The sequence below is a fragment of the Enterococcus innesii genome (genome assembly GCF_022846515.1).
Taxonomy (GTDB): Bacteria; Bacillota; Bacilli; order Lactobacillales; family Enterococcaceae; genus Enterococcus_D; species Enterococcus_D innesii.
The window spans coordinates 2,116,351-2,137,470 of sequence record NZ_AP025635.1 but is presented as its reverse complement, the minus strand read 5'-3'; the positions used below and the strand labels follow the sequence as shown (position 1 = coordinate 2,137,470).

At 45.8% G+C, this 21,120-nt stretch carries 16 protein-coding genes; 3 read left to right on the top strand and 13 right to left on the bottom strand.

The window, feature by feature from the left end; genetic code table 11:
- The first annotated feature begins 78 nt into the window (after positions 1 to 78).
- Complete coding sequence (gene uvrC, locus ENLAB_RS10000; protein ID WP_005226686.1) at positions 79 to 1,869, top strand: excinuclease ABC subunit UvrC; 1,791 nt, start codon at positions 79 to 81, stop codon at positions 1,867 to 1,869.
- 74 nt (positions 1,870 to 1,943) lie between these two features.
- Here the strand turns inward: uvrC and ENLAB_RS09995 are convergent, their stop codons facing one another.
- From ENLAB_RS09995 to ENLAB_RS09985, 3 genes are all read right to left on the bottom strand, one after another.
- Entirely contained in the window at positions 1,944 to 2,684 is a 741-nt protein-coding gene (locus tag ENLAB_RS09995; RefSeq protein ID WP_008376546.1) for a GntR family transcriptional regulator, read from the bottom strand.
- A 191-nt stretch (positions 2,685 to 2,875) separates the two neighbouring features.
- Positions 2,876 to 4,156 (bottom strand): PTS sugar transporter subunit IIC, encoded by a 1,281-nt coding sequence (locus ENLAB_RS09990; protein WP_061053571.1) that lies wholly within the window; start codon positions 4,154 to 4,156, stop codon positions 2,876 to 2,878.
- Between the two features lie 246 nt (positions 4,157 to 4,402).
- Complete coding sequence (locus ENLAB_RS09985) at positions 4,403 to 5,791, bottom strand: glycoside hydrolase family 1 protein (RefSeq protein WP_010748556.1); 1,389 nt, start codon at positions 5,789 to 5,791, stop codon at positions 4,403 to 4,405.
- 159 nt (positions 5,792 to 5,950) lie between these two features.
- Here ENLAB_RS09985 and celB point away from each other — a divergent pair, with 159 nt between their 5' ends.
- Positions 5,951 to 7,222, top strand: coding sequence for a PTS cellobiose transporter subunit IIC (celB, locus tag ENLAB_RS09980; RefSeq protein ID WP_244350918.1), 1,272 nt, complete (start codon positions 5,951 to 5,953; stop codon positions 7,220 to 7,222).
- A 108-nt stretch (positions 7,223 to 7,330) separates the two neighbouring features.
- Positions 7,331 to 8,047: a GntR family transcriptional regulator gene (locus ENLAB_RS09975; protein ID WP_142426412.1), complete on the top strand. Its 717-nt coding sequence runs from the start codon at positions 7,331 to 7,333 to the stop codon at positions 8,045 to 8,047.
- A 73-nt stretch (positions 8,048 to 8,120) separates the two neighbouring features.
- On the opposite strand, the gene ENLAB_RS09970 is transcribed toward ENLAB_RS09975, so the two are convergent.
- The 10 genes from ENLAB_RS09970 to ENLAB_RS09925 form a co-directional block, all read right to left on the bottom strand.
- Complete coding sequence (locus tag ENLAB_RS09970; RefSeq protein WP_244350915.1) at positions 8,121 to 10,583, bottom strand: heavy metal translocating P-type ATPase; 2,463 nt, start codon at positions 10,581 to 10,583, stop codon at positions 8,121 to 8,123.
- 262 nt (positions 10,584 to 10,845) lie between these two features.
- Positions 10,846 to 12,282, bottom strand: coding sequence for a glycoside hydrolase family 1 protein (locus ENLAB_RS09965; RefSeq protein WP_005226667.1), 1,437 nt, complete (start codon positions 12,280 to 12,282; stop codon positions 10,846 to 10,848).
- A gap of 167 nt (positions 12,283 to 12,449) precedes the next feature.
- The gene (locus ENLAB_RS09960) at positions 12,450 to 14,216 is read right to left on the bottom strand and encodes an ABC transporter ATP-binding protein (protein ID WP_244350913.1); all 1,767 of its coding nucleotides are present in this window, start codon (positions 14,214 to 14,216) and stop codon (positions 12,450 to 12,452) included.
- A complete protein-coding gene (locus ENLAB_RS09955) occupies positions 14,182 to 15,924 on the bottom strand; it encodes an ABC transporter ATP-binding protein (RefSeq protein ID WP_244350910.1) in 1,743 nt (580 codons plus the stop codon). Before ENLAB_RS09955 ends, ENLAB_RS09960 begins: the two co-directional genes overlap by 35 nt.
- The gene (locus ENLAB_RS09950) at positions 15,921 to 16,361 is read right to left on the bottom strand and encodes a MarR family winged helix-turn-helix transcriptional regulator (protein ID WP_142424484.1); all 441 of its coding nucleotides are present in this window, start codon (positions 16,359 to 16,361) and stop codon (positions 15,921 to 15,923) included. The genes ENLAB_RS09955 and ENLAB_RS09950 overlap by 4 nt, the downstream gene beginning before the upstream one ends.
- A gap of 166 nt (positions 16,362 to 16,527) precedes the next feature.
- A complete protein-coding gene (locus tag ENLAB_RS09945) occupies positions 16,528 to 18,279 on the bottom strand; it encodes a putative glycosyltransferase family protein (protein ID WP_244350908.1) in 1,752 nt (583 codons plus the stop codon).
- Between the two features lie 165 nt (positions 18,280 to 18,444).
- Positions 18,445 to 18,813 (bottom strand): flagellar export chaperone FliS, encoded by a 369-nt coding sequence (gene fliS, locus ENLAB_RS09940; RefSeq protein WP_008376567.1) that lies wholly within the window; start codon positions 18,811 to 18,813, stop codon positions 18,445 to 18,447.
- A gap of 13 nt (positions 18,814 to 18,826) precedes the next feature.
- Positions 18,827 to 19,156, bottom strand: coding sequence for a hypothetical protein (locus tag ENLAB_RS09935; RefSeq protein WP_081117664.1), 330 nt, complete (start codon positions 19,154 to 19,156; stop codon positions 18,827 to 18,829).
- A gap of 75 nt (positions 19,157 to 19,231) precedes the next feature.
- Positions 19,232 to 20,653, bottom strand: a complete 1,422-nt coding sequence (gene fliD / locus ENLAB_RS09930) for a flagellar filament capping protein FliD (RefSeq protein ID WP_244350904.1) — start codon at positions 20,651 to 20,653, stop codon at positions 19,232 to 19,234.
- A gap of 4 nt (positions 20,654 to 20,657) precedes the next feature.
- Positions 20,658 to 21,071: a flagellar protein FlaG gene (locus tag ENLAB_RS09925; RefSeq protein WP_077453101.1), complete on the bottom strand. Its 414-nt coding sequence runs from the start codon at positions 21,069 to 21,071 to the stop codon at positions 20,658 to 20,660.
- Between the last annotated feature and the right edge of the window lie 49 nt (positions 21,072 to 21,120).

Genomic DNA, 21,120 nt, shown 5'->3' with positions numbered 1-21,120 from the left:
CCCTTTTTGAGGAGAGCTTAGACCGCCTTTTGACTACTTATGCAGTTCGTGAGCAAACCAGTAAGAAAGGATCTTGAAATGAACGAACAAATCAAGAACAAATTAGCGCTGCTTCCTGACCAACCAGGTTGTTATTTAATGAAAGATAAAAATAACAAAATCATCTATGTTGGGAAAGCCAAAATTTTAAAAAATCGTGTCCGTTCGTACTTTACCGGCAGTCACGATACGAAAACCGAACGGCTTGTTCAAGAAATCAATGATTTTGAGTACGTCGTTACCGAATCAAATACGGAAGCCTTATTGCTGGAAATTAATTTGATTCAAAAAAACAAACCAAAATACAATATCATGTTAAAGGACGACAAGTCGTATCCTTTTATTAAAGTGACCAAAGAGCGCTATCCGCGTCTGATCATCACTCGTAAAGTTTTAAAAGACGGAGCTTTATATTTTGGCCCTTATCCTGATGCACGAGCAGCCAATGAAACCAAACGGGTGCTGGATCGCCTCTTTCCTTTACGAAAATGCGGTCCTTCTCAAAAGCGGCCTTGTCTTTATTATCATTTGGGTCAATGCGTCTGTCCTTATGTCAACAATGTAGATCCCAAGGATTATCAGAAGATCGTGGATCAAGTCAAACACTTTTTCCACGGCGGTCACGTCGATATTTTGAAAGACCTGAAAGAGAAGATGGGCGAAGCCATTGAAACGTTAGAGTTTGAACGAGCGGCTGAGCTGCGGGATCAGATCCAAGCAATCGATACCGTCATGACGCGACAAAAAATGACTCTGACAGATCTGATGGACCGTGATGTCTTTGGCTACAGTGTCGACAAAGGCTGGATGTGTGTCCAAGTCTTCTTTATCCGTCAAGGAAAGCTGATCGAACGAGAAGTCTCTTTGTTTCCTTTCTACAATGAAGCGGATGAGGATTTCTTGACCTTCGTCGGCCAGTTTTACCAAAAGAATGAACACTTCATTCCCAAAGAAGTCTTTGTTCCGCAAAATGTCGATGCCGCACCGTTAGAAGCGCTGCTGGAAACCAAAGTCCTGCAGCCCCAACGAGGCGACAAAAAGAAATTGGTCGATTTGGCCAATAAAAATGCCCGCATTGCCTTGGCACAAAAATTTGCGTTGATCGAGCGTACTGAAGAACGGACGATCGGTGCAGTGGATCGTCTAGGCGAAGCCATGGGGATCGCGACACCTTATCGGATCGAAGCCTTCGATAACTCCCACATCATGGGGACCGACCCAGTGTCTGCAATGGTGGTTTTTGTCGACGGGAAGCCGTTTAAAGATGATTATCGGAAATATAAGATCCGTACCGCACAAGGCGGCGACGATTATGGCTCTATGCAAGAAGTCATCTACCGCCGATACTCTCGTGTCCTAAAAGAAAACCTGCCTTTTCCTGATCTGATCATCATCGATGGTGGGAAAGCCCAAGTCGGTGCCGCCCAAGAAGTGCTGTATAACCAGCTAGGTTTAGATATTCCCGTTGCGGGTTTAGTGAAGAACAACAAACACAAAACCAGCGAGTTGATTTTCGGGGAATTTTTAGATCCGATCCAGCTGGAACGCAATTCTGTGGAATTCTTTTTGCTGCAACGGATCCAAGATGAGGTCCATCGTTTTGCGATCACCTTCCATCGCCAACTGCGCAGTAAAAACAGCTTTTCTTCCAAACTGGATGAAATTCCTGGCTTAGGACCAAAACGCAAGCAACAGCTGATGAAAACCTTCAAGTCGTTAAAAAACATCCAAGCAGCTTCCGTGGAAGAGATCCAGCAAGCTGGCATCCCCAAAGCCGTTGCGGAAACTATCTTAGCCAAACTAGGTGATCAAAACCAACCCACTTCTTAAGTCAAAACAAAAACGCTCCATAGCCAACAGTAGCTATGAAGCGTTTTTTCGTTGAAGAAGCAGTTTGTAAGCCGTTACTTTTTGCGGTGCTGTAACAGGTCAGGCTTCATGTCTAACATGGAATAGCCACGAACATCATACCGATTGCGGCTGCAGGAATAGTCCACTGGACGTCCCGATTCTAAATAGATGATCTGTTCTAATTCCAATACTGGGTCATCTGCTTGGCACGCTAAATAGGTTTGATCGTATTCATCGCTTTTGGCAGCCTGAAAGGTCCGATAAGCACCAGCAAATTTGTAGCCTAAATCTTGCAGTAGATAGTCATAGACGGATTCTTCCAAGATCTCTTTCGTCAAACCGCTGACCAGATCCAACGGCATATAGGAATGCTCGAGTATGTATGGATTGCCTTCTAAGATCCGCAAACGGATCACATGATAGATTGGTTGTTCGGCAGTGATCTGAAGCATCTCTTGAATTCTTGTTGTAGGAAAACAGACTTCAAAGGTGATGACTTGGCTAGTCAACGTCCGTTTTTCTTGTTTCATCTGATAGCTCAGGCCTTTGTATTCTGTCACCGATGAGGTATCTTTTCCCCAAAAGGAATGATTCAAAACTTTGGTCCCTAAGCCGCGCTTTGTCAGCAGCAAGCCTTCCATAATCAGGATATTCACCGCATTTTTAATCGTCATTCGGCTGACGCCAAACTCTTCCACTAACTCTGTTTGATAAGGTAAAAGACTGTCTTTCGGATAAGTTCCATCCTTGATTCTTTTACGCAGAACATCTGCGATCTCCATATATTTGGGCATTTTGCCACCTCCAAAACGTGTGTTGTATTGTATTGATTGAAAAACGAGAAAAGAACCGGCCAAACGAAAAGAGTGTCATCACACCACTGCACCTTCCAATGAAGCAGTGTGATAAGGGGTATTGCACTCTGATCGCGGCCGGATAAGGTCTATTACGTTTGGCGCTTGTTTCTAATCGACTCGATCAGACATTACGCATTTTTTAAACGGCGTGTTTCTTGAATTTGCGCCATTTTCACGAACGGCAAGTAGATAACGACCGACAAGATCAAGTTAACAGCTGCCAAGATTCCGCCAGCAATACTTTGTGTCGACAAAATACCGCCGATGATTGGTGGCGTCGTCCACGGTGCGATGACGGTACTTGCAGGGACTAAGCCAGTTGCGGTTGCAAAATAAGCAGTCGTTACTAAAACAAGTGGGGTCAACACATATGGGATGAACAAGATTGGGTTTAAGACAACTGGCAACCCAAACATCACTGGTTCATTGATCATAAACACACCTGGTGCAACGGATAGTTTTGCGACAGTCATATACGCTTTATGATGACGAGCAACTAAAAAGATCGCAATCAAAAGACCTAGTGTCGCACCTGTTCCGCCGATGTTCACGAAAGAATCAAAGAATGGTTTGTTCACGATATAAGGCAAATCTGTTCCTGCTTCTAATGCTCGTGCGTTTGCTTCGATCGCAGGCACATTGATCGTTTGCATGAACGGGTCGATGATGTTGGCACCATGTAAACCAAAGAACCATAAGAATGCAGAGATAAAACCTAATAGCAAAGCAGCTGGGTAAGAGTTTGCCAAGCCCATGAATGGTTGTTGCACCAATTCATAGAAGGACAATACGATACTTGTCACACCAAATGCTTGGAAAATTGCTGTAAACAAAGCAAAGATCGATACGGTGATCATTGCTGGGAATAATGCAGCAAAGGAACGTGAGACTGCTGGTGGTACGCCATCAGGCATGTTGATGACTAAGCGTGGGTTGCCAGCTAGACGACGGAAGATCTCAGTAGAAATGATCGATACGATTAATGCTAAAAATAATCCTTGAGAACCAAGTCCGGCAGCTGTTAACAAACCATCTGGGCCTGTCGCCATTGCACCTAATGCGAAGAAACTTGCAACTGAGATCGCCCCAGCACCTAATGCGTCTTGATTGTAGCTTTTAGCTAAATTATACGCTACTGTGAAAGCGATTAACAGACCAAGTATTGAAAAAGTACCTGCTGACAAGTTGTTCCCAAAGGCTTGCCATGTCCCTTCACCAAAAATGCCATTCATAAAATCAATATAGGCAGGAATTGGTAAGTTGTTGATCAATACCCCAAAAGAGCCTAAGATCATCAACGGCATCGTTACGATAAATCCGTCACGAATGGCCACTAGATGTCTTTGAGAGCCTATTTTAGAAGCGATCGGAATAAAGTGCTTCTCCATAAATCCAATAAATTTATCCATTGTTTTTTCTCCTTTCAAACCCAAAACAAAATAATGAAACCGATTTCTACTAAAGAATACCACGAGAACGTTTCCATGTCTAGTCTTTTCTTTATCAAAACTGTTCTTTTATTTAACCCAGCTTATCATTTGCAAAAACAGGTGGTTTTTTAATAGAATACCCCCTTTGAAATTAGACAGAAAAATCCGCGATTTTACACAAAAAAAGCAATGCTGATTCCTACAGCATTGCTTTTTTCATTGTTATTAAAAGCCGTTATTATCTGAAACTTCTTTAAACCAACGACCTGATTTTTTCACCGTTCGTTTAGCATCATTTGCTAAGTCAACGGAGATAAATCCGTAACGGTTCTTGTAAGCATTGGTCCATGACCAGTTGTCCATGCAGGTCCACATATGGTAGCCGACACAATTGGTTCCTTCTTGGATCGCTTGGTGGACGTACTTTAGGTGGTCAGAGACAAATTCGATGCGGTAATCATCTTCGATCACGCCATCAGCATTGACGAAACGTTCTTCTCCTTCGACACCCATGCCATTTTCAGAAATGTAGCACTTGATATTGCCATAGTTTTCTCGCGTGTTCGTCAAAATATCATAGATCCCTTTTTCATAGATTTCCCATCCGCGATACGGGTTCATTTTCTTGTTTGGCATATCATAGTTATCAAAGTAATCATCAGGCATTGGACTTTTCGCTTCATCGATCGGTGATTCTTTCTTCATGATACGACGAGGTTGGTAATAATTGATCCCCAACAAGTCGATCGTATTTTCGCGAATCGTTTGTAAATCATCTGCTTCCATTGCTGGTACCATATCCAATTCCTTGACGATGGTCACTAATTCTTCTGGGAACGTCCCTTTGACCGCTGGGTCTAAGAAAGAACGATTAAAGAAGGCATCTGCGATTTGCGCTGCTTTGACATCCTCTGGATCGTTCTCATCTCTTGGATAGCTTGGCGTCAAGTTCAAGATGATGCCGATCTCCCCATCAAGGTTCATCTCATGATAGACTTTGATGGCTTTGGCACTCGCCAACGTTTCGTGGAACCCAACTTGGACTGCATGTTTCATGTTGATCTCATTCGGATAATGGAATTGGTAAAGATAGCCGCCTTCAACAGGGACAATCGGTTCATTATGAGTGAACCATTTCTTGACACGATCACCAAATAATGTAAAGCAGGTTTGCGCAAATGCGACATAGGCATCCACGGTCTCTCGGTTCAACCAGCCGCCTTTTTCTTGCAGCGCCATTGGCATATCGAAGTGGTATAAATTCATGAAAGGTTCGATCCCGTTGGCGATCAGCTCATCAATGTAGGCATTGTAAAAATCAACGGCTTTTTGATTGACTTCTCCTTTGCCTTGCGGGAAAAGACGACTCCATTGGATCGACGTCCGAAACGTCGTATGGCCGGTTTCTTTCATGAGTTGAATATCTTCTTGATAGCGTGTGTAGACTTGCGAGGTTTTTTCAGGACCTACCCCATTGAAAAATTTCTCTGGTTCTTGCTGATACCAGTAATCCCAGATGCTTGCCCCTTTGCCATCACCTTCAAATACACCTTCTGTTTGTGGGCCACTAGCGGCTGACCCCCACCAAAAGCCTGCTGGAAATTGATAATCCATCTTCATTCACTCCTCATTTTTTCTTTGCTGCCCTAATCATAAAGGAAGCAGTTACAAAAATCAATCTTTTTTAAAATAAATGTATAGACATTTAAAATAAAACATGATACATTATCAATGTAATCGATTGCAAAAAGAAATTTAAGGAGTGAACTAATAATGAATGGTTTTATGGACAAGTTATCTGAAAAGATTTTGCCCTTGGCGAATGCCTTAGGACAAAATCGCTACCTGACCGTCTTGCGGGACGCGTTTATGCTTTCGTTCCCAATCACTATGTTTGGATCGATCGTGGTCGTTTTAAACAACCTGCCCTTCTTCAGTGATGCCACTAAAGGAACATTAGGAACACTGTTTGGTAATGGGCAAAATGCAACAATGAGTATCATGACTGTTTTCGTTACTTTCGGTATTGGCTATTATTTATCAAAATCATATGATGTGGAAGGGATTTTTGGCGGCGCCGTTTCTTTTGCCAGCTTTTTGATCTTGACTCCTTTCTTTATGACTACTGAATCTGGCGAAACGATCTCCGGTGTGCTGTCTCTTGATCGTCTTGGCGCAAAAGGGATGTTTATCGGGATGATCGCAGCATTTTTGGCAGCTAAAATCTATTGCCGCATCACAAAACGCGGCTGGCAGATCAAAATGCCTGATGGGGTGCCACCAGCAGTTTCTAAATCTTTTGCCGCTTTGATTCCAGCAATTATCACCTTAACGGTATTCTTAGTGATCAATGCCATCATGACGGGTGTCTTCAATGCCAACTTGCATGACTTGGTTTATGAATTGATCCAAAAACCATTGACTGGACTAGGCAGCAGCTTGCCAGCAACTCTACTGGCTTTGTTCTTTGTTCAATTCCTTTGGTTCTTCGGTCTACATGGTCAAATCATCGTCAACTCTGTGATGGACCCGATTTGGAATACATTGATGTTAGACAACTTAGAAGCGTATCAAAATGGGGATGCACTGCCGCATATCGTCACAAAACCATTTATGGAAACCTTTACCGTTGGATTAGGCGGTTCTGGTATGACGTTAGCCGTTGTTATCTTGATGGCTTTCGTATTGAAGAAAAAACAATACCGCGATGTGGGTCGTTTGGCTTTAGCACCAGGGATCTTTAACGTCAACGAACCAGCAATCTTCGGTATGCCGATCGTCTTGAATGCGACGATCCTGATTCCTTGGGTCGTGGCACCTCTTGTGGTAACGACCTTCAACTACTTAGTGATGGCGGCTGGACTTGTTCCTGCACCAACTGGTGTATCTGTCCCTTGGACCGTTCCTGTGGTCTTCAGTGGTGTCTTAGCAACCAACTCTTGGTTAGGTGGTTTGCTGCAAGTCATTGACGTGGTGATCGTCGGCTTGATCTGGTATCCATTCTTACGTGTTTTAGATCGTCAAGCAGAACCATCGATCGATTAAGCGCAACGGCTGGCTGAATTTTTTCAGTCAGCCGTTCTTTTTATAAAAAAACCAAGGTTTGATTGTCGAAACCGCTTTTTTCAGCTATACTTCTTGCGAGGTGATCAGATGCCAAAATACCAAGAAATTGCCAATATTTTACGCACACGTATCAAAAACAACACGTATCCGCCTGACAGCTTACTGCCGAATCAAACTGATTTAGTCGAGGAATTCGGAGTCAGCCGGATGACCGTCAAAAAAGCCATCGGTATTTTAGCCATGGAAGGACTGGTTTATTCTCAGCGGGGCGCTGGAACAAAAATATTGAACCACCCATTCTTAAAAAAAGACACCACTGCTTTAACGGTCTATGAAGGCTTGTCAACGGAAATGGGCAAAGCTGGCCGCAAGCTAGTCAGTCAGGTCATCGATTTTCAAGTCGAATTTCCTGACCAAACGATCCAAGAAAAGTTGATGTTGACGGAAGAACAGCCGATCTATAGTATTGTCCGCTTGCGGATTCTTGAAGACCAGCCGTTTATTTTAGAATATACCTATATGCCGGTCCATTTGGTGCCCAATTTAACTCGTGGCCATTTAGAAAGTTCTATCTACCGTTATGTCAAAGAGGAACTAGGGGTCCAGTTTGCTGGCGCCTACCGCACCATCGCCGCTGATAAAAGTACCGCGTACGATCAACAGTATTTGGACTGTAAAGCCGATGATCCGGTCTTAGAGATCGAACAGATCGTCTATCAGAAAAATGGCTCACCTATCGAATTTTCCCGTAGTCGCAACCGTTATGACGTGCGGGCCTACTCTTATTTAGATGTCCAGCACTAAAAAGACCTGCCCACGGTTTTCTTCCATCAGAAACCGTGGGCAGGTCTTTTTGTTGTTTCATTCGTTACTTCGGTTATTTTTTCGCTGAGGGTTGGAATCGTTTCAGCCGCAAGGCATTTAATAAAACGGATACCGAGCTGAAGCTCATGGCCGCCCCAGCGATCATTGGATTGAGCAAGGGGCCCCCGAAAAGATGCAGCACACCCATTGCAACAGGGATGCCTAAGACGTTATAAGCAAAAGCCCAGAAAAGATTTTCTTTGATGTTTTTGATGGTTGCCCGACTTAACTCGATCGCGGATGGGACGTCCATTAGATCGCTGCGCATCAGTACGATGTCTGCCGATTCGATGGCGACATCGGTACCAGAGCCGATCGCGATCCCTACATCGGCTTGGGCTAACGCCGGCGCATCATTGATCCCATCACCTACCATCGCAACCTTTTGGCCTTTGGCTTGCAGGCCAGCTACTTTGGCGGCTTTGTCTTCTGGCAAGACGTCACTGATTACTTCATCGATACCGACTTGTTTGGCGATGGCTTGGGCTGTTCGGGCATTGTCGCCCGTGATCATTGCTACGTACAAGCCCATTTGATGCAGACGTTCAATGGCTTTTCGACTGCTTTCTTTGATAGTATCTGCCACAGCGATGATCCCGATCGCTTCGCCGTCTTTGGCAACATACATCGGTGTTTTCCCTTCGTGAGCCAATTGTTGGGCTTGCTCGATCAGGCCATCGATGGCAACGTTTTGTTTTTCCAACCATTTCTGGTTGCCTAATAGGACTGGACTGCCAGCGATCGTTCCTTGAATCCCATGCCCTGGAATCGCTTCAAACCCGTCAACTTCTTGTAGGGCGAGGGCTTGCGTGCGGGCTTCGATCACAATGGCTTCGCCTAATGGATGTTCTGAGCCTTTTTCACCAGAAGCCGCCAGCTGCAGCAATTCCGTCGGCGTGTGGTTGCCGGCAGGCAGGAGGTCGGTTACGACTGGTTTGCCTTCTGTGATCGTGCCGGTTTTATCAAAAACGATCGTCGTCACGTTTCTAGCTGTTTCTAACTCATCGCCGCTTTTGATCAAGACGCCATTTTCTGCCCCTTTGCCCGCACCCACCATAATGGCGGTCGGTGTCGCTAATCCTAAGGCACACGGACAAGCAATCACTAATACAGAGATCGTAATAGTCAATGAGAAGATCCAGGTTTCTTGTCCTAAGAAAAACCAGGCAAGTCCTGCAAAAACCGCCAAGACCATCACGATCGGGACAAACACACCCGAAACTTTGTCAGCCATGCGGGCAATCGGCGCTTTGGAGCCTTGGGCATTTTCTACTAACTGAATGATTTGCGCTAACGTTGAATCTTCTCCCACATTGGTGGCTTCATATTGAAACGAGCCATTTTTGTTGATACTGGCGCCGATCACCCGATCACCGACTTGTTTTTCGATAGGTAAGCTTTCTCCGGTGATCATTGATTCATCGATGGCAGAGCGTCCTTGGGTAACGATCCCATCCACAGGAATCTTTTCACCAGGTCGTACGACTAAGATATCGCCAGCTGCGACTTCTTCAATACCCACTTCGACTTCTTCGACTTGATGCCCGCTGCCGCGAAGCACACGCGCTTTTTTCGGTGCGAGATCCAACAACTTCTTGATGGCTTCGGAGGTTTTGCCCTTCGAGACCGACTCAAGGTATTTTCCTAAGGTTACTAATGCCAAAATAACGGCGGCCGTTTCATAGTACAAGTGCATCGCATAGTGGGTCGTGCCCAGGTAGACCATCACGGTCCCATAAATACTATAAAAGAAGGCAGCACTGGTTCCCAATGCGACGAGGGAATCCATGTTGGGATGGCCTTTCCAAAGCGCTTTGAAACCAGCAATGTAAAAGGCGCGACCGAGGACCATCACCGGTAAGACCAAAAGCAATTGAGTGGTAACGAAATTGACTGGATAGGCCATCGGATCTAAAAAGCCAGGGATCGGCAAACCGATCATTTCCCCCATCGTCAAATAGAACAAGGGGATCGTAAAGAGCGCTGAAAGCCAAAACCGTTGCCATAGAGCACGAATCTCTGCCTGTTTTGAATCCGCCTTGTCAGCAGAAGCGGTCGGCAGCTGTGCATCATAGCCCGCCTCTTTCACGGCAGCTGCGATCTTCGCGGCGGTCACTTGATATTGTTGATAGCTGACCGTCAGTTTTTCTGTTGCCAGATTGACGGAGGCTTGCTCCACACCGGCTAATTTTTGGACAGCTTTTTCTACTGTTTGGGCACAAGACGCACAGGTCATGCCCGAGATGGCAAAGGTCTCTTGTCTTTGAGAGCCGATCAGTTGATAGCCCGCTGCTTTGATGGCCGCAGCGAGTGTTTCTTCGGTGAGCTGCTGCTCATCATAACGAATATGTAATTTTTCAGTAGCCAAATTGACCGCTGCTTGGTCGACCCCCGCCAGCTTGCTGACTGTTTTTTCGACGGTCTGGGAACAAGACGCACAGGTCATCCCTTTTACCCCATAATTCTTTTCGATCATTGTTTCCTTCCTCCTTGCTTGCTAGGCAAACTCATTAACCTTTTATGTTTACAGTTGTAATCTTCTTCTACTTTACAATTATCGTTTACACTTGTCAACGATAATACTCAAAAAAAGGACGTTCTCCTTCGAAGCGGCCCAAAAAGCGAGACTTTTGGTCTACCTTTGGGCGGTCGCTACAGGTGGAACGTACTTTTTTCTAAGAAACGATTACTGCCGTTGCAGGGGTCGTTTCGCTTATTCAGGTATTGGTTTTAGAAGGCTAGCACTCTTGCCCGTTGGTTTTGATCAGCTCTTGGTACCAGTAGAAGCTGTCTTTCTTGTAGCGTGCCAAAGATCCTTCTTGCGTTTCATCTTGGTCGACATAGACAAAGCCATAGCGTTTTTGGTAGCCGTTCAACCAGCTTAGCAAATCAGTGAAGGACCAGGTGCAATAGCCAAGAACTTCCGCGCCGTCGCTGATCGCTTCTTTGATAGCATGGACATGCCCTGCTAAATAATCGATGCGGTATTGGTCATGGATTTGATGATCGTCGGTTAATTTGTCGTATTCACCAAGTCCGTTTTCCGTAATGATCACAGGCACCCGATAACGGCTAGTGATTCGGCGTAAAGCGATCCGCAGCCCTTGAGGATCAATCTCCCAATCCCAATTCGTCCGTTCCACAAATGGATTTTCAGCTTTTTTGAACATTCCTGGTGTCCCGGTTTCTTCGGAGCTGCCTTTTTTCCCAGTGGTGTTCATTTTCCCCGCACCGACACCATCTAATGGATTGTAGGCATTTGTTGCTGTTTGGTAATAGTTGATCCCTAAGAAATCTGGTTTTGCTGAACGCAGCAAGTCCATATCACCTGGTTCGATCGTTGGTGCGATCCCTTGCTCTTTCAAGTAATTCATTGCAGCAATCGGGTATTCGCCCCAAAGATAGACATCTAACCAATAATGCGCCATCAAGTCTTCCGCGTTTTCAGCTGCCAAAATATTTTTCGGGTCGCTGTTGATTGGGTAGTTTGGTGAATAGGCGAAACTTGGTCCGATTTTCCCTGGGATTTTCATCTCATGGAACTTGTTGATCACCGACGCATTTGCCAAGTTAGCGATATGATTGACTTCATACATCCGTTTAGGATCGGTCACTCCTGGTGGATGGGCAGCTAAAAGATAGCCTAAAGAAGTAAAGATATTTTGTTCATTCAAGCTGACCCAATAGTGGACTTTGCCGCGAAAGGCTTCAAACAATACGGCCGCATAGTTGGTGAAATCTTCAATGATTTTGCGAGATTCCCAGCCACCGTATTCTTCTTGCAAAGCTCGTGGCAGATCCCAATGGTACAAGGTCACCATCGGTTCGATCCCTGCTTTTATCAGTTCATCGATCAAGGCTAAATAAAAGTCTAACCCTGCTTGATTGACTTCTCCTCGTCCTTCTGGAAAAATCCGTGTCCAAGCAATAGAAAAACGATAGGTTTTCAATCCTTGTTCTTTCATCAAGGCAACATCTTCTTTGAAGCGGTGGTAATGGTCGACCGCGACATCTCCGTTCGTTGCTTTAAAGGTTTTGCCTGGAATGCGGACAAAATCGTCCCAAACTGAAGCGCCTTTGCCGTCTTCTTGCCATGCGCCCTCTACTTGATAGGCTGCTGATGCTGAACCCCATAAAAAATCATTGGGGAATTCTTTTAGTTGTTTATGATCCAATTGTTTCCCTTCTTTCTGTTTGATGATACCCCTTTCTTAAGTATACCGATAATTGCCTGATTTGTCATAAGAAGATTTTGTACCTATGCCAAGAAAGCCGATGGCACGCAAAAAACATCCGTGCAAGCAGTGGTTTACTCCTTGTACGGATGTGGACTAGCTATGGATCATGCGTCAAATTGTGCCTGATAGAGTGCGGCATAACGCCCCTCTTTAGCTACTAACTCTTCGTGGGTCCCCTGCTCTACGATATTGCCCTGTTCCACCACGAGGATCGTGTCGGCATGTCGAATCGTGGACAAGCGATGGGCGATCACAAAGGAGGTTTTGCCTTTCATCAATTTGGTCATCGCTGCTTGGATCAGCAGCTCCGTTTGCGTGTCAACATTCGATGTGGCTTCATCAAGAATCAACAGATCGGCATCCAACAGCATCGCTCGTGCAATCGTCAATAGTTGTTTTTGCCCTTGTGAAATACCGGTTCCGTCTTCAGAAATCAAAGTATCATAGCCTTTTGGCAGGCTCATAATAAAGTCATGGATATGGGCGGCTTGTGCAGCAGCTTGGACTTCTGCCAACGTCGCATTCGCCTTGCCGTAGGCCAAATTTTCAAAAATCGTTCCCGTGAACAGCCACGTGTCTTGCGGCACCATCGCATAGCTTTGCCGTAAGCTGCGGCGTGTCGCTTGGCGGATATTTTTACCGTCTAACCGAATCGCTCCTTGGTCAGGGTCATAAAACCGCATCAAGAGGTTCACGATGGTGGTTTTCCCCGCTCCGGTCGGTCCGACGATCGCGACCAAGCTGCCAGCCGGTACTTCCAGCGAAAGGTCTTTGATGATGGGCTGCTGTGCTTGATAGCCGAAGGTCACATGGTCAAAGGCGACATCACCAGACACCTCGTGGTATTCGTAGGCTCCAGGAACATCAGAAACTTCCGGTTCTTCATCCAGCAAACGGAAGATCCGTTCTGCCGCCGCCAACGCCGATTGCAAATCACTGAAGATGTTGGCTAACTCATTGATTGGTCCTGAGAATTTTCTGGAGTATAAGACAAAAGAAGAAACGTTCCCGAGTGTCAGATGACCGAACAAAAACAGCAAGGCGCCAAACATACTGATCAAGGACAACGACAGATTGTTGATAAAGTTGATGGAAGGACCAGTCATACTACCGTAGTACTCGGCATTGTAATAGGCATCCACCGCTTCTTGGTTTTTTTCGTCAAAACGGCTGATGATCGCTTCTTCTTGGTTATACAGCTTGATCGTTTGCTGACCAGAAATAATCTCTTCCACAAAACCGTTCAGTTCGCCTAATTTGCGGGAACGACGGCGAAACAATGGTTGAAATTTGCTCATCAAAAAACGAGTCAAAAAGATCGAAGCGGGAACCGTTACGACAAAAATCAGCACCAGCAGCGGCGAAATCAAAACCATCATTACAAACGAACCAATGATCGTCACAAGACTGCTGAGGACTTGAATGGCATCGCTGGCCAATGACGTATTGATGGTATCGACGTCATAACTGATGCGGCTGATGATATCCCCAGTGGCGACTCGGTCAAAATACCCCACCGGCAGTTCGGTGATTTTATCAAAAATCGCCTTGCGCATCGCTGCCACCACCCGCTGACTCAAGCGGATCATCATGAGCGAAATCAGATAACTAAGAAGGGAAGACGCAAGATAAAACAGCAGCATCAGCCCACAATAAAAGAAGACTCGGTCAAAAATGACCTTGCCGGGACCCGGTTGAATGGCATCAATGGCGTACCCTGAAAGCAAAGGGCCCACCAAGGCGAAAATATTGCTGGCCATCATCAATACAGCGGCTGCCAGCAGGAGACCTTTGTACTCGTAAAGATAGCCCCACAAACGCCGTAGTGTTTTCTTGCTATCCTTTGGTTTTTCCGTTTTTTTCTTCGGCATCGTCGGCACCTCCTGTCTGCCCTTGATAAATGGCTTGGTAGATCGCATTTTCTGCTAGTAATTTTTGGTGACTGCCAAAGCCGTTCATTTGCCCGTTTTCCAGTACCAAAATTTTGTCGGCATGCTGGATCGAGCTGATCCGCTGCGCGATCAAGACCGTCGTCGTCTGTTGAAACTGCTGTCTCAGGACCTTGCGCAACTGAGCGTCGGTTCGATAATCCAGCGCACTGGCAGAATCATCCAAAATCAAAATCTCTGGATCCCCCGCCAATGCCCGCGATAACAAGACCCGCTGCTTTTGACCGCCGCTTAAATTGCTGCCTTTGGCATGCAGTGGATGAGCTAAGCGCTTGGGTAGTTGATTGATAAACTCCTTGGCTTGGGCGCGAGCCGCCGCTTCTTCGATCTGTTCTTTGGAAAACCGCCGACCAAAAGCGATATTTTCTTCGATCGTTTCCGCAAAAAGCACGTCTTTTTGTAAGACGACACCGAATAACTGATGAAACTCCGTCGGATCGATGGAGCGAATGTCGCGACCAGCGATGCGAATCATGCCCTTCGTTGGGTCATAGAGCCGCAGCAGTAGTTTGACGATCGTTGATTTTCCACTACCAGTCGCACCGATGATCCCTAAGGTTTCTCCCGGCTGCAAGGAAAAATCGATGTCTTTCAGCACCTGGGTACCGTTAGGATAGGTGAAGGAAACTTTTTCAAAAACGATATGCGCCGGCTCTTCTTTGACAGGCGCCTCAATGACTTGCATATTTTGCGGCAGGCGCAAGACGGATTGGATCCGATCGGCAGAAGCCAGCCCCTTCGACACGATTACAAAGATGCGCGTGATACTGAGCATGGCATTCAAAATGATCGTAAAATAGGTCAAAAAGGCGATGATGACCCCTGGTTGGGTCAACCCTTGATTGACGCGAAAGGCACTGACAACGATCACCAATGTCAACCCGATATTCAAAAAGAGGTCCATCAGGGGTGGTGTCGCAGCCATCGTTCGATTAGCAGTGGTTTCCGCAGCTACTACGTCTTGATTGACGTGGTCAAAGCGTTTTTTCTCGTAATCTGCTTTGGACAAGGCCTTGATCACCCGAGCCCCAGTCACATTTTCACGGACAGTTCGCACTAACACATCCACTTGCTTTTGCAATGAGGCAAACAAAGGGATCCCCCGTTTGGAGATGGTGACTGCTGCCACTAAAGTGAAGGGCAAGACGCCTACTAAGACCAGTGTCAAAACGGGATCTAATGTAGCAGTGATCATGATTCCCCCTAATAACAGAATCGGGGCACGAATCCCCATCCGTTGGATCATCCCTACCGTTTGATGGATGTTGTAAGTGTCTGTCGTCAAGCGAGACACCAAGGAAGGAATCCCGACTTCTTCGACTTGCGGAATCGACAGATAGGAAACTTTTTCAAATAAATCATGGCGAATACTACCGGTGGTATCGCGAGCAACACTAGAGGCCATCCGATTAGCGATGATATTGGTGACGACTGCGATGATGGAGCAGACCACCATCGCCCCACCCCAAGCAAAAATCGCAGATACCTGCTTCGTGGGAATCACAGAATCGATGATATACGCCAAAATCCAAGGCAATAGCAAGTCCATCAATGACCCGAAGAATTTGATGCTGACGCCAAGGGAGATGCGGCCGATATAGGGTTTTAAATATTGAGTCAAAAGATTCATTCCATCGCCTCAGCTTTCGCTAAAAGCCGCTGGGAATTTTCTTTGACGATTTCCAGATCGGCGATCAACTGCTGCTGTTGGGCAGCAGAAAAACCTGCTACGACTTGTTCATTCCAGCTTTGAAGCAGCTGTTGGATCTTTGGTTGGACGACAAGTGCTTTTTCGGTTGGATAAACCAGTAATTGTCGTTTGTCGGTGGGACTGCTGGTTCTAGTGATAAATCCTCGTTCTTCTAGGATCGCTAGTTGACGGGCAACATTGCTTTTATTCACAAAAATCTTCTTGGCTAAGGCTTCTTGACTGATCCCCGGTTGACGGCAAATGTTTAAGATATAGGTATGATGCATCCCGCCTAAACCAAATTTTTTCAGTTCTTTTTCCCGATAAAGGGTAGCGAGACGGGCAATATGATTGATTGAGCGGATAATGGCTTCCATGAGCACTCCTGCCTTTCTTGGTTCTTCAAAGTGTCTTATCTATTATACGGAATAATCGTTGCGTGCGCAACGATTATTGTTTCTCTCGGAAAAAAATAGGTACACTGTTGCTGATCAACAAAAAAAGAACTTCAGCCCTCTCGCTGAAGTTCTTTTTTGATTCATTTTATTCAGATTCTTTCAATAAAGCTTGTACGACCTTACGACGACGATACAGCTGTCTTGTTTTCCAGCTGATAAAGCCGATGAGTAAAGCGAGCCAAGAAATGATCGTCAGCCATAAAGCTCCGTCGAAAAACCAAGGTGCGTCGTAATCAACGACTAAGACATTCTCCCCTGCTTGCTGTTGGACAGAAACGGCACCAATAGCACTCAAAGAGACATCTTTCTCAGTTAGTGGCTGCTGATTGAGGGTCAATTCAGTATATCGGTAATTGATGATCGGTAACGCCTTCCACGCCTCTTGATCACCTTGCCAACGTAAAGTAAGTTTCCCGTTTTCCACGGTTTTTGCCACGGTATCATTTTTTTCAATGATTTCTTCCCCGTACAAATTGTACTTGTTCTTCTTGGTCTCTTGATAGAGGGGCAGATAATCTGGGGTAGAACGTTGATACAGCGCTAAGGCTAAGGACTTGTCTTTACTAAAATAGGCTTCCTTCAATTGCGCTTCAGATTCCGCCGAGAGATAGGTGTGGTTTCGCAGTGAAACCGCCGCTTCATCGGAGTGCCAATCCTGCATTTTGACCGTGTTTTGGATCAGGATTTGACCAACACTCAAGACTAAAACGAGGACGAACCAACGCGGATTTGCCAATGGCTTGCCCCGATAATAAGGAACTAGCAGGCACAAACCGACTAAGATCAAAATCGTGGCAGGAACAAAGAACCGAAAAGGAAATTGCAGTAAATTGATCACACCATTGTCCAGACTGCCTAGCCATTGCCAAGGAACAGCGTTCGATGATAAAACGAAAAAGACTCCTGCAGCTACCGTCATTAATTTGAAACCGCCAGATAGACGCGGCCATACACGGATCGCACCGCAAAAGAACAGGGCACATAAGATGGGTAGCAGGTACGGAGTCGTCCACCAATAGCTACTGGTTCCAGTAATGGTATTGTTCTGCATGTTGCGATTCACAAAAGGCGCGATCAACGTGTTACTCGTATAAAGATCCAACATCCCTAACCAAATATTGGCGGTCAGCAGCAAGAAGATCCCGATCGCTCCTACTAAGCGCAGCACCAATTGTCGTTTTTCTTCGCCGGAAGTTCCAACAAAAAAGGCGCGTAAGAAAAAGGGCACATATAAGAGCACTAACAAGATGCTTGAAAACACATGGATTTGAAATAAGACCGCCACGGAAACTCCTACCGCAAAAGGCCGCAACCGTTTATGTTCCCCTAGTGCGATCAGTGGAATCAGGCACAGCGGCAGCACAGCCGCCCCCCAAGCAGAAAAGCCCTGCCGCTCAATCCAATACTGGACAGAATAGGTCGCCATAAACAGGATGCTCATCCCCACTGACAGCCAGCCATTGACTCGTAATTTCTTTAATAAGCCAAACATCGAAAACCCTGCTAGCAGATAGAGCAGCCCATTAGCGAGCAGCTGGTAAGAAAACCACGAAGGACTCAGCAAGACCAGCAGTCCTTGGAAATAGGCAAAAAAGGGACCATATAATGCATTGACGATACGAGCAGATTGCTGAAACCCGTAGATAGAAAGAAAATATTGAAAATTGCCCTCTTTGATCTGCTGGCTAGTCTCATAAAAACGATTGAAGTGAAAAACCACATCAGAGCCCAAAATCATGCCTTGGCCTAGGATCTGCGGTAATAAAAAAACACCACTCATTGCAATCAGAAGCACCACTTGCCAGAAAAGCGGCTTTTGTACTATTTTTTGTTTCAAAAAAAAACCTCCTTGCACCTTTTCGGTACGCTCATAAAAAGAGTACCAGATAGGGACGAGGAGGGGAAAAAGAAAGCTTAGTGAAAAGGGATACATGGTAAAAATTTAACCAATTACTAAACTTTTCTAGGTTTTAGGTGGTCGTTTCTTTGCTTTTTCTCAAATTTATTGGGTGATCGTTTGCCAGCTTTCCAGTAGTTCGCTTAAAAGCGGGACGACCGTCTCTGCAGGGGCTGCCTCTTTTTGGACATTGGCACTGACCAGCTGATCGTACATATAGCCATACAGCTGATCGAGATCTTCAGCAATAGCGCCGCCTTGCTCACGGTCTAAAGAGACCCGTAATTCCAATAAAATATTCTGCGCCTTGACAAATTGCTGATGGGCTTGGCTCAACTCTTCTTTTTCCAATGCGATCACTGCTAATTTGATATTTTTGATGGCTGCTTGCAACAGCATTTCAATCAGCTTGTTGGGGGAGGCACTCATTACTTGGTTCTGCAGATAGTTGTTTTGCATTTTTTGATAATTCATCTTTTTTTCCTCACTATAAATCAAATTCGACGAAGGCGGCACTGTCTTCTTGCTGCAAATACGTTTTGACAAGATTGTTTTTGCGGTTCAAACGCCCCAATTCTTGTTTGATCTCTTGCTGCTGGGCTTTGACCTGGTCTAAGAACGCTTGATACGCTTGGATCACTTGTTGCGCCAACGCACTGGTTTGTGGACTATGGCTCTGTTCTTCTGCTTGCATGGCTGCTATGACCGCTGCATTGGCTGCCATCAAACGACTGGCTTCCTCGCTGTCGCCGCGCCATTGGGCAAAACCAGTTAAGATCTGATTCAAACGTTCATCTAATGATACGTGTGGCTCCATAGGTTGTTTCCTTTCATGTTGACGAGGGTTTCTTATGCGAATGAAAAAAATGACTGCTTTAATCGGCTATCCTGCCTAGTTTGACGTATTGGCAAACTGATTGCTTAGGTAGCTCAGCTGATTTTCAGCCTCCATCATCACGGAGTCTAATTTGGTGAACATTGTGATGTAACGTTCTTTTTTCATTGCTAAAATAGCATCAAACCGTGTGATCTGCTTGTTTAAATCCTTGATGGTACTGTCATAGGTCGCAGATTTGGTGGCAATGATCCCTTTATTGGCTGAAGTATTGACGACATAGCTGTTGGCTAATTCTTTTAGGGCTAGTGTATAGCCAGTCTCTTTCGTGCTCGCAGTGCCATCAGCTTCTTTGGTTTTCGTACTTGCATAAAAGAAAGACTTCACAGCAGCGGGGTCTTCCGCTAAGGCTTCTTTTAGCTTTGTCGTATCCAGTCCCAATGTACCATCATTATCGACGGTGGAGATGCCTAGCTTATTGGCGGTCAGCTTTGAGCCGCTGACGGCTGGAATGGTGATCAAATTTCGCAATTGGGTCTGTAGACGGGTCAACGCACTGTCTCCCACCAAGGTCCCCGTCTTGTTGTTTTCACTACTAGGATCTCCCACGGTCAAATTGTCGCCGATAAAACTCATCAAGCTATTGTATTGATCGACTAATCCTTGCACTGCATCAACGACTTTCGAGGTATCATTGGCTAAAGAAAGCGTCACATGCTCCTCGCTTTTTTTCGCTAACGTCAACGTGACACCATCGATAACATCCGTCACACTGTTGCTGTCGCGAGTGATCTTCATGCCGTCTAGCTCAAAAATAGCCGGTTGGCCTTGCGTCGTAGTCGCAGTTGAACCGATCCCTAACCCTTCGGCGGCATTGCCGTCGATCAAGAAATTTTTGTCGCCCATTTTGGTATTCGTTAAAATCAAACGGTTATCCACGATGCTCGCCGCGACGAAGGTCGTCTTGCTTTGGCTATTGATCTTGGCTGCCACATCTTTTAAGCTGTCTTCGGCCGTGATCTCGATCGAAGCGGTGATCGGTTTGCCATCTTCATCGACTTCCGAACTGGTCAATGACAGCTGACCACTGACATTTAGGGCCGTTTTGCTGCTTTGAGCTACTTGACTCCCCGTCACCTTCGTGGCTGTTGCTAGTTGGTTGACTTTTAGATCATAGGTGCCTTCTGGAGCTTCCGTTGTTCCTGCAATTGAAGCGATGCTGCTATTGGTGGTCGTCGCTTTTTTCGTTTGATAAGCATCATCTTTTTGTAATGCATCGACTTTTGACAAAAAGTTAGACAAGCGAGTGCTGATATCACTCCACGCCGTTTTTTGTGCTTTTAGCGACGTGATTTTATTCTCAGCGCGGGTCTTGTTGATCGCATCTGCCGCCAATAATTTTTCAATATCTTCTGAAGTCACGCCAGAATAACTCCCTAGCGTTGTACTGATTCCTGAACTGCTGGTTACACTTGCCATGTTTTCATCCCTTTCGATCGACCGCGATGCCCATGTCATCCCATATTTTTCCAATCACATCTAGCATGTTGGCGGGCGGGATCTCTTTGATCACTTCGTTGGTCTGCATATCCACTAAACGCACCATCGTACGCCCTGTGCGCTCATGTACTTCATAAGCCAATTTCATATCTTTGCCAAGTAGTCGCTGATTCACTTCCGCCACGGAGGCTGCGATCTTGTGCTGATCGGCTACTGAAAAATAGTGGATCGGTGGTTCGGTTGCCACTGTCCGTTCCTTTTTCTCCGCCAGTTTCCCCTCTTGCTGTTGCGGCTGAAGGTTAGCGGTCTCTTGATCTAGGGATTCGATCGGACGTGTTTTAGCGACCGACGCAACGGCTTCGATCGGGTGTATTCCTGACATTGGCTGAATATCCATCAGAGCTTCCTCATTTCTAAACGTTTTTGTGCTGCTATGTAAAACACAA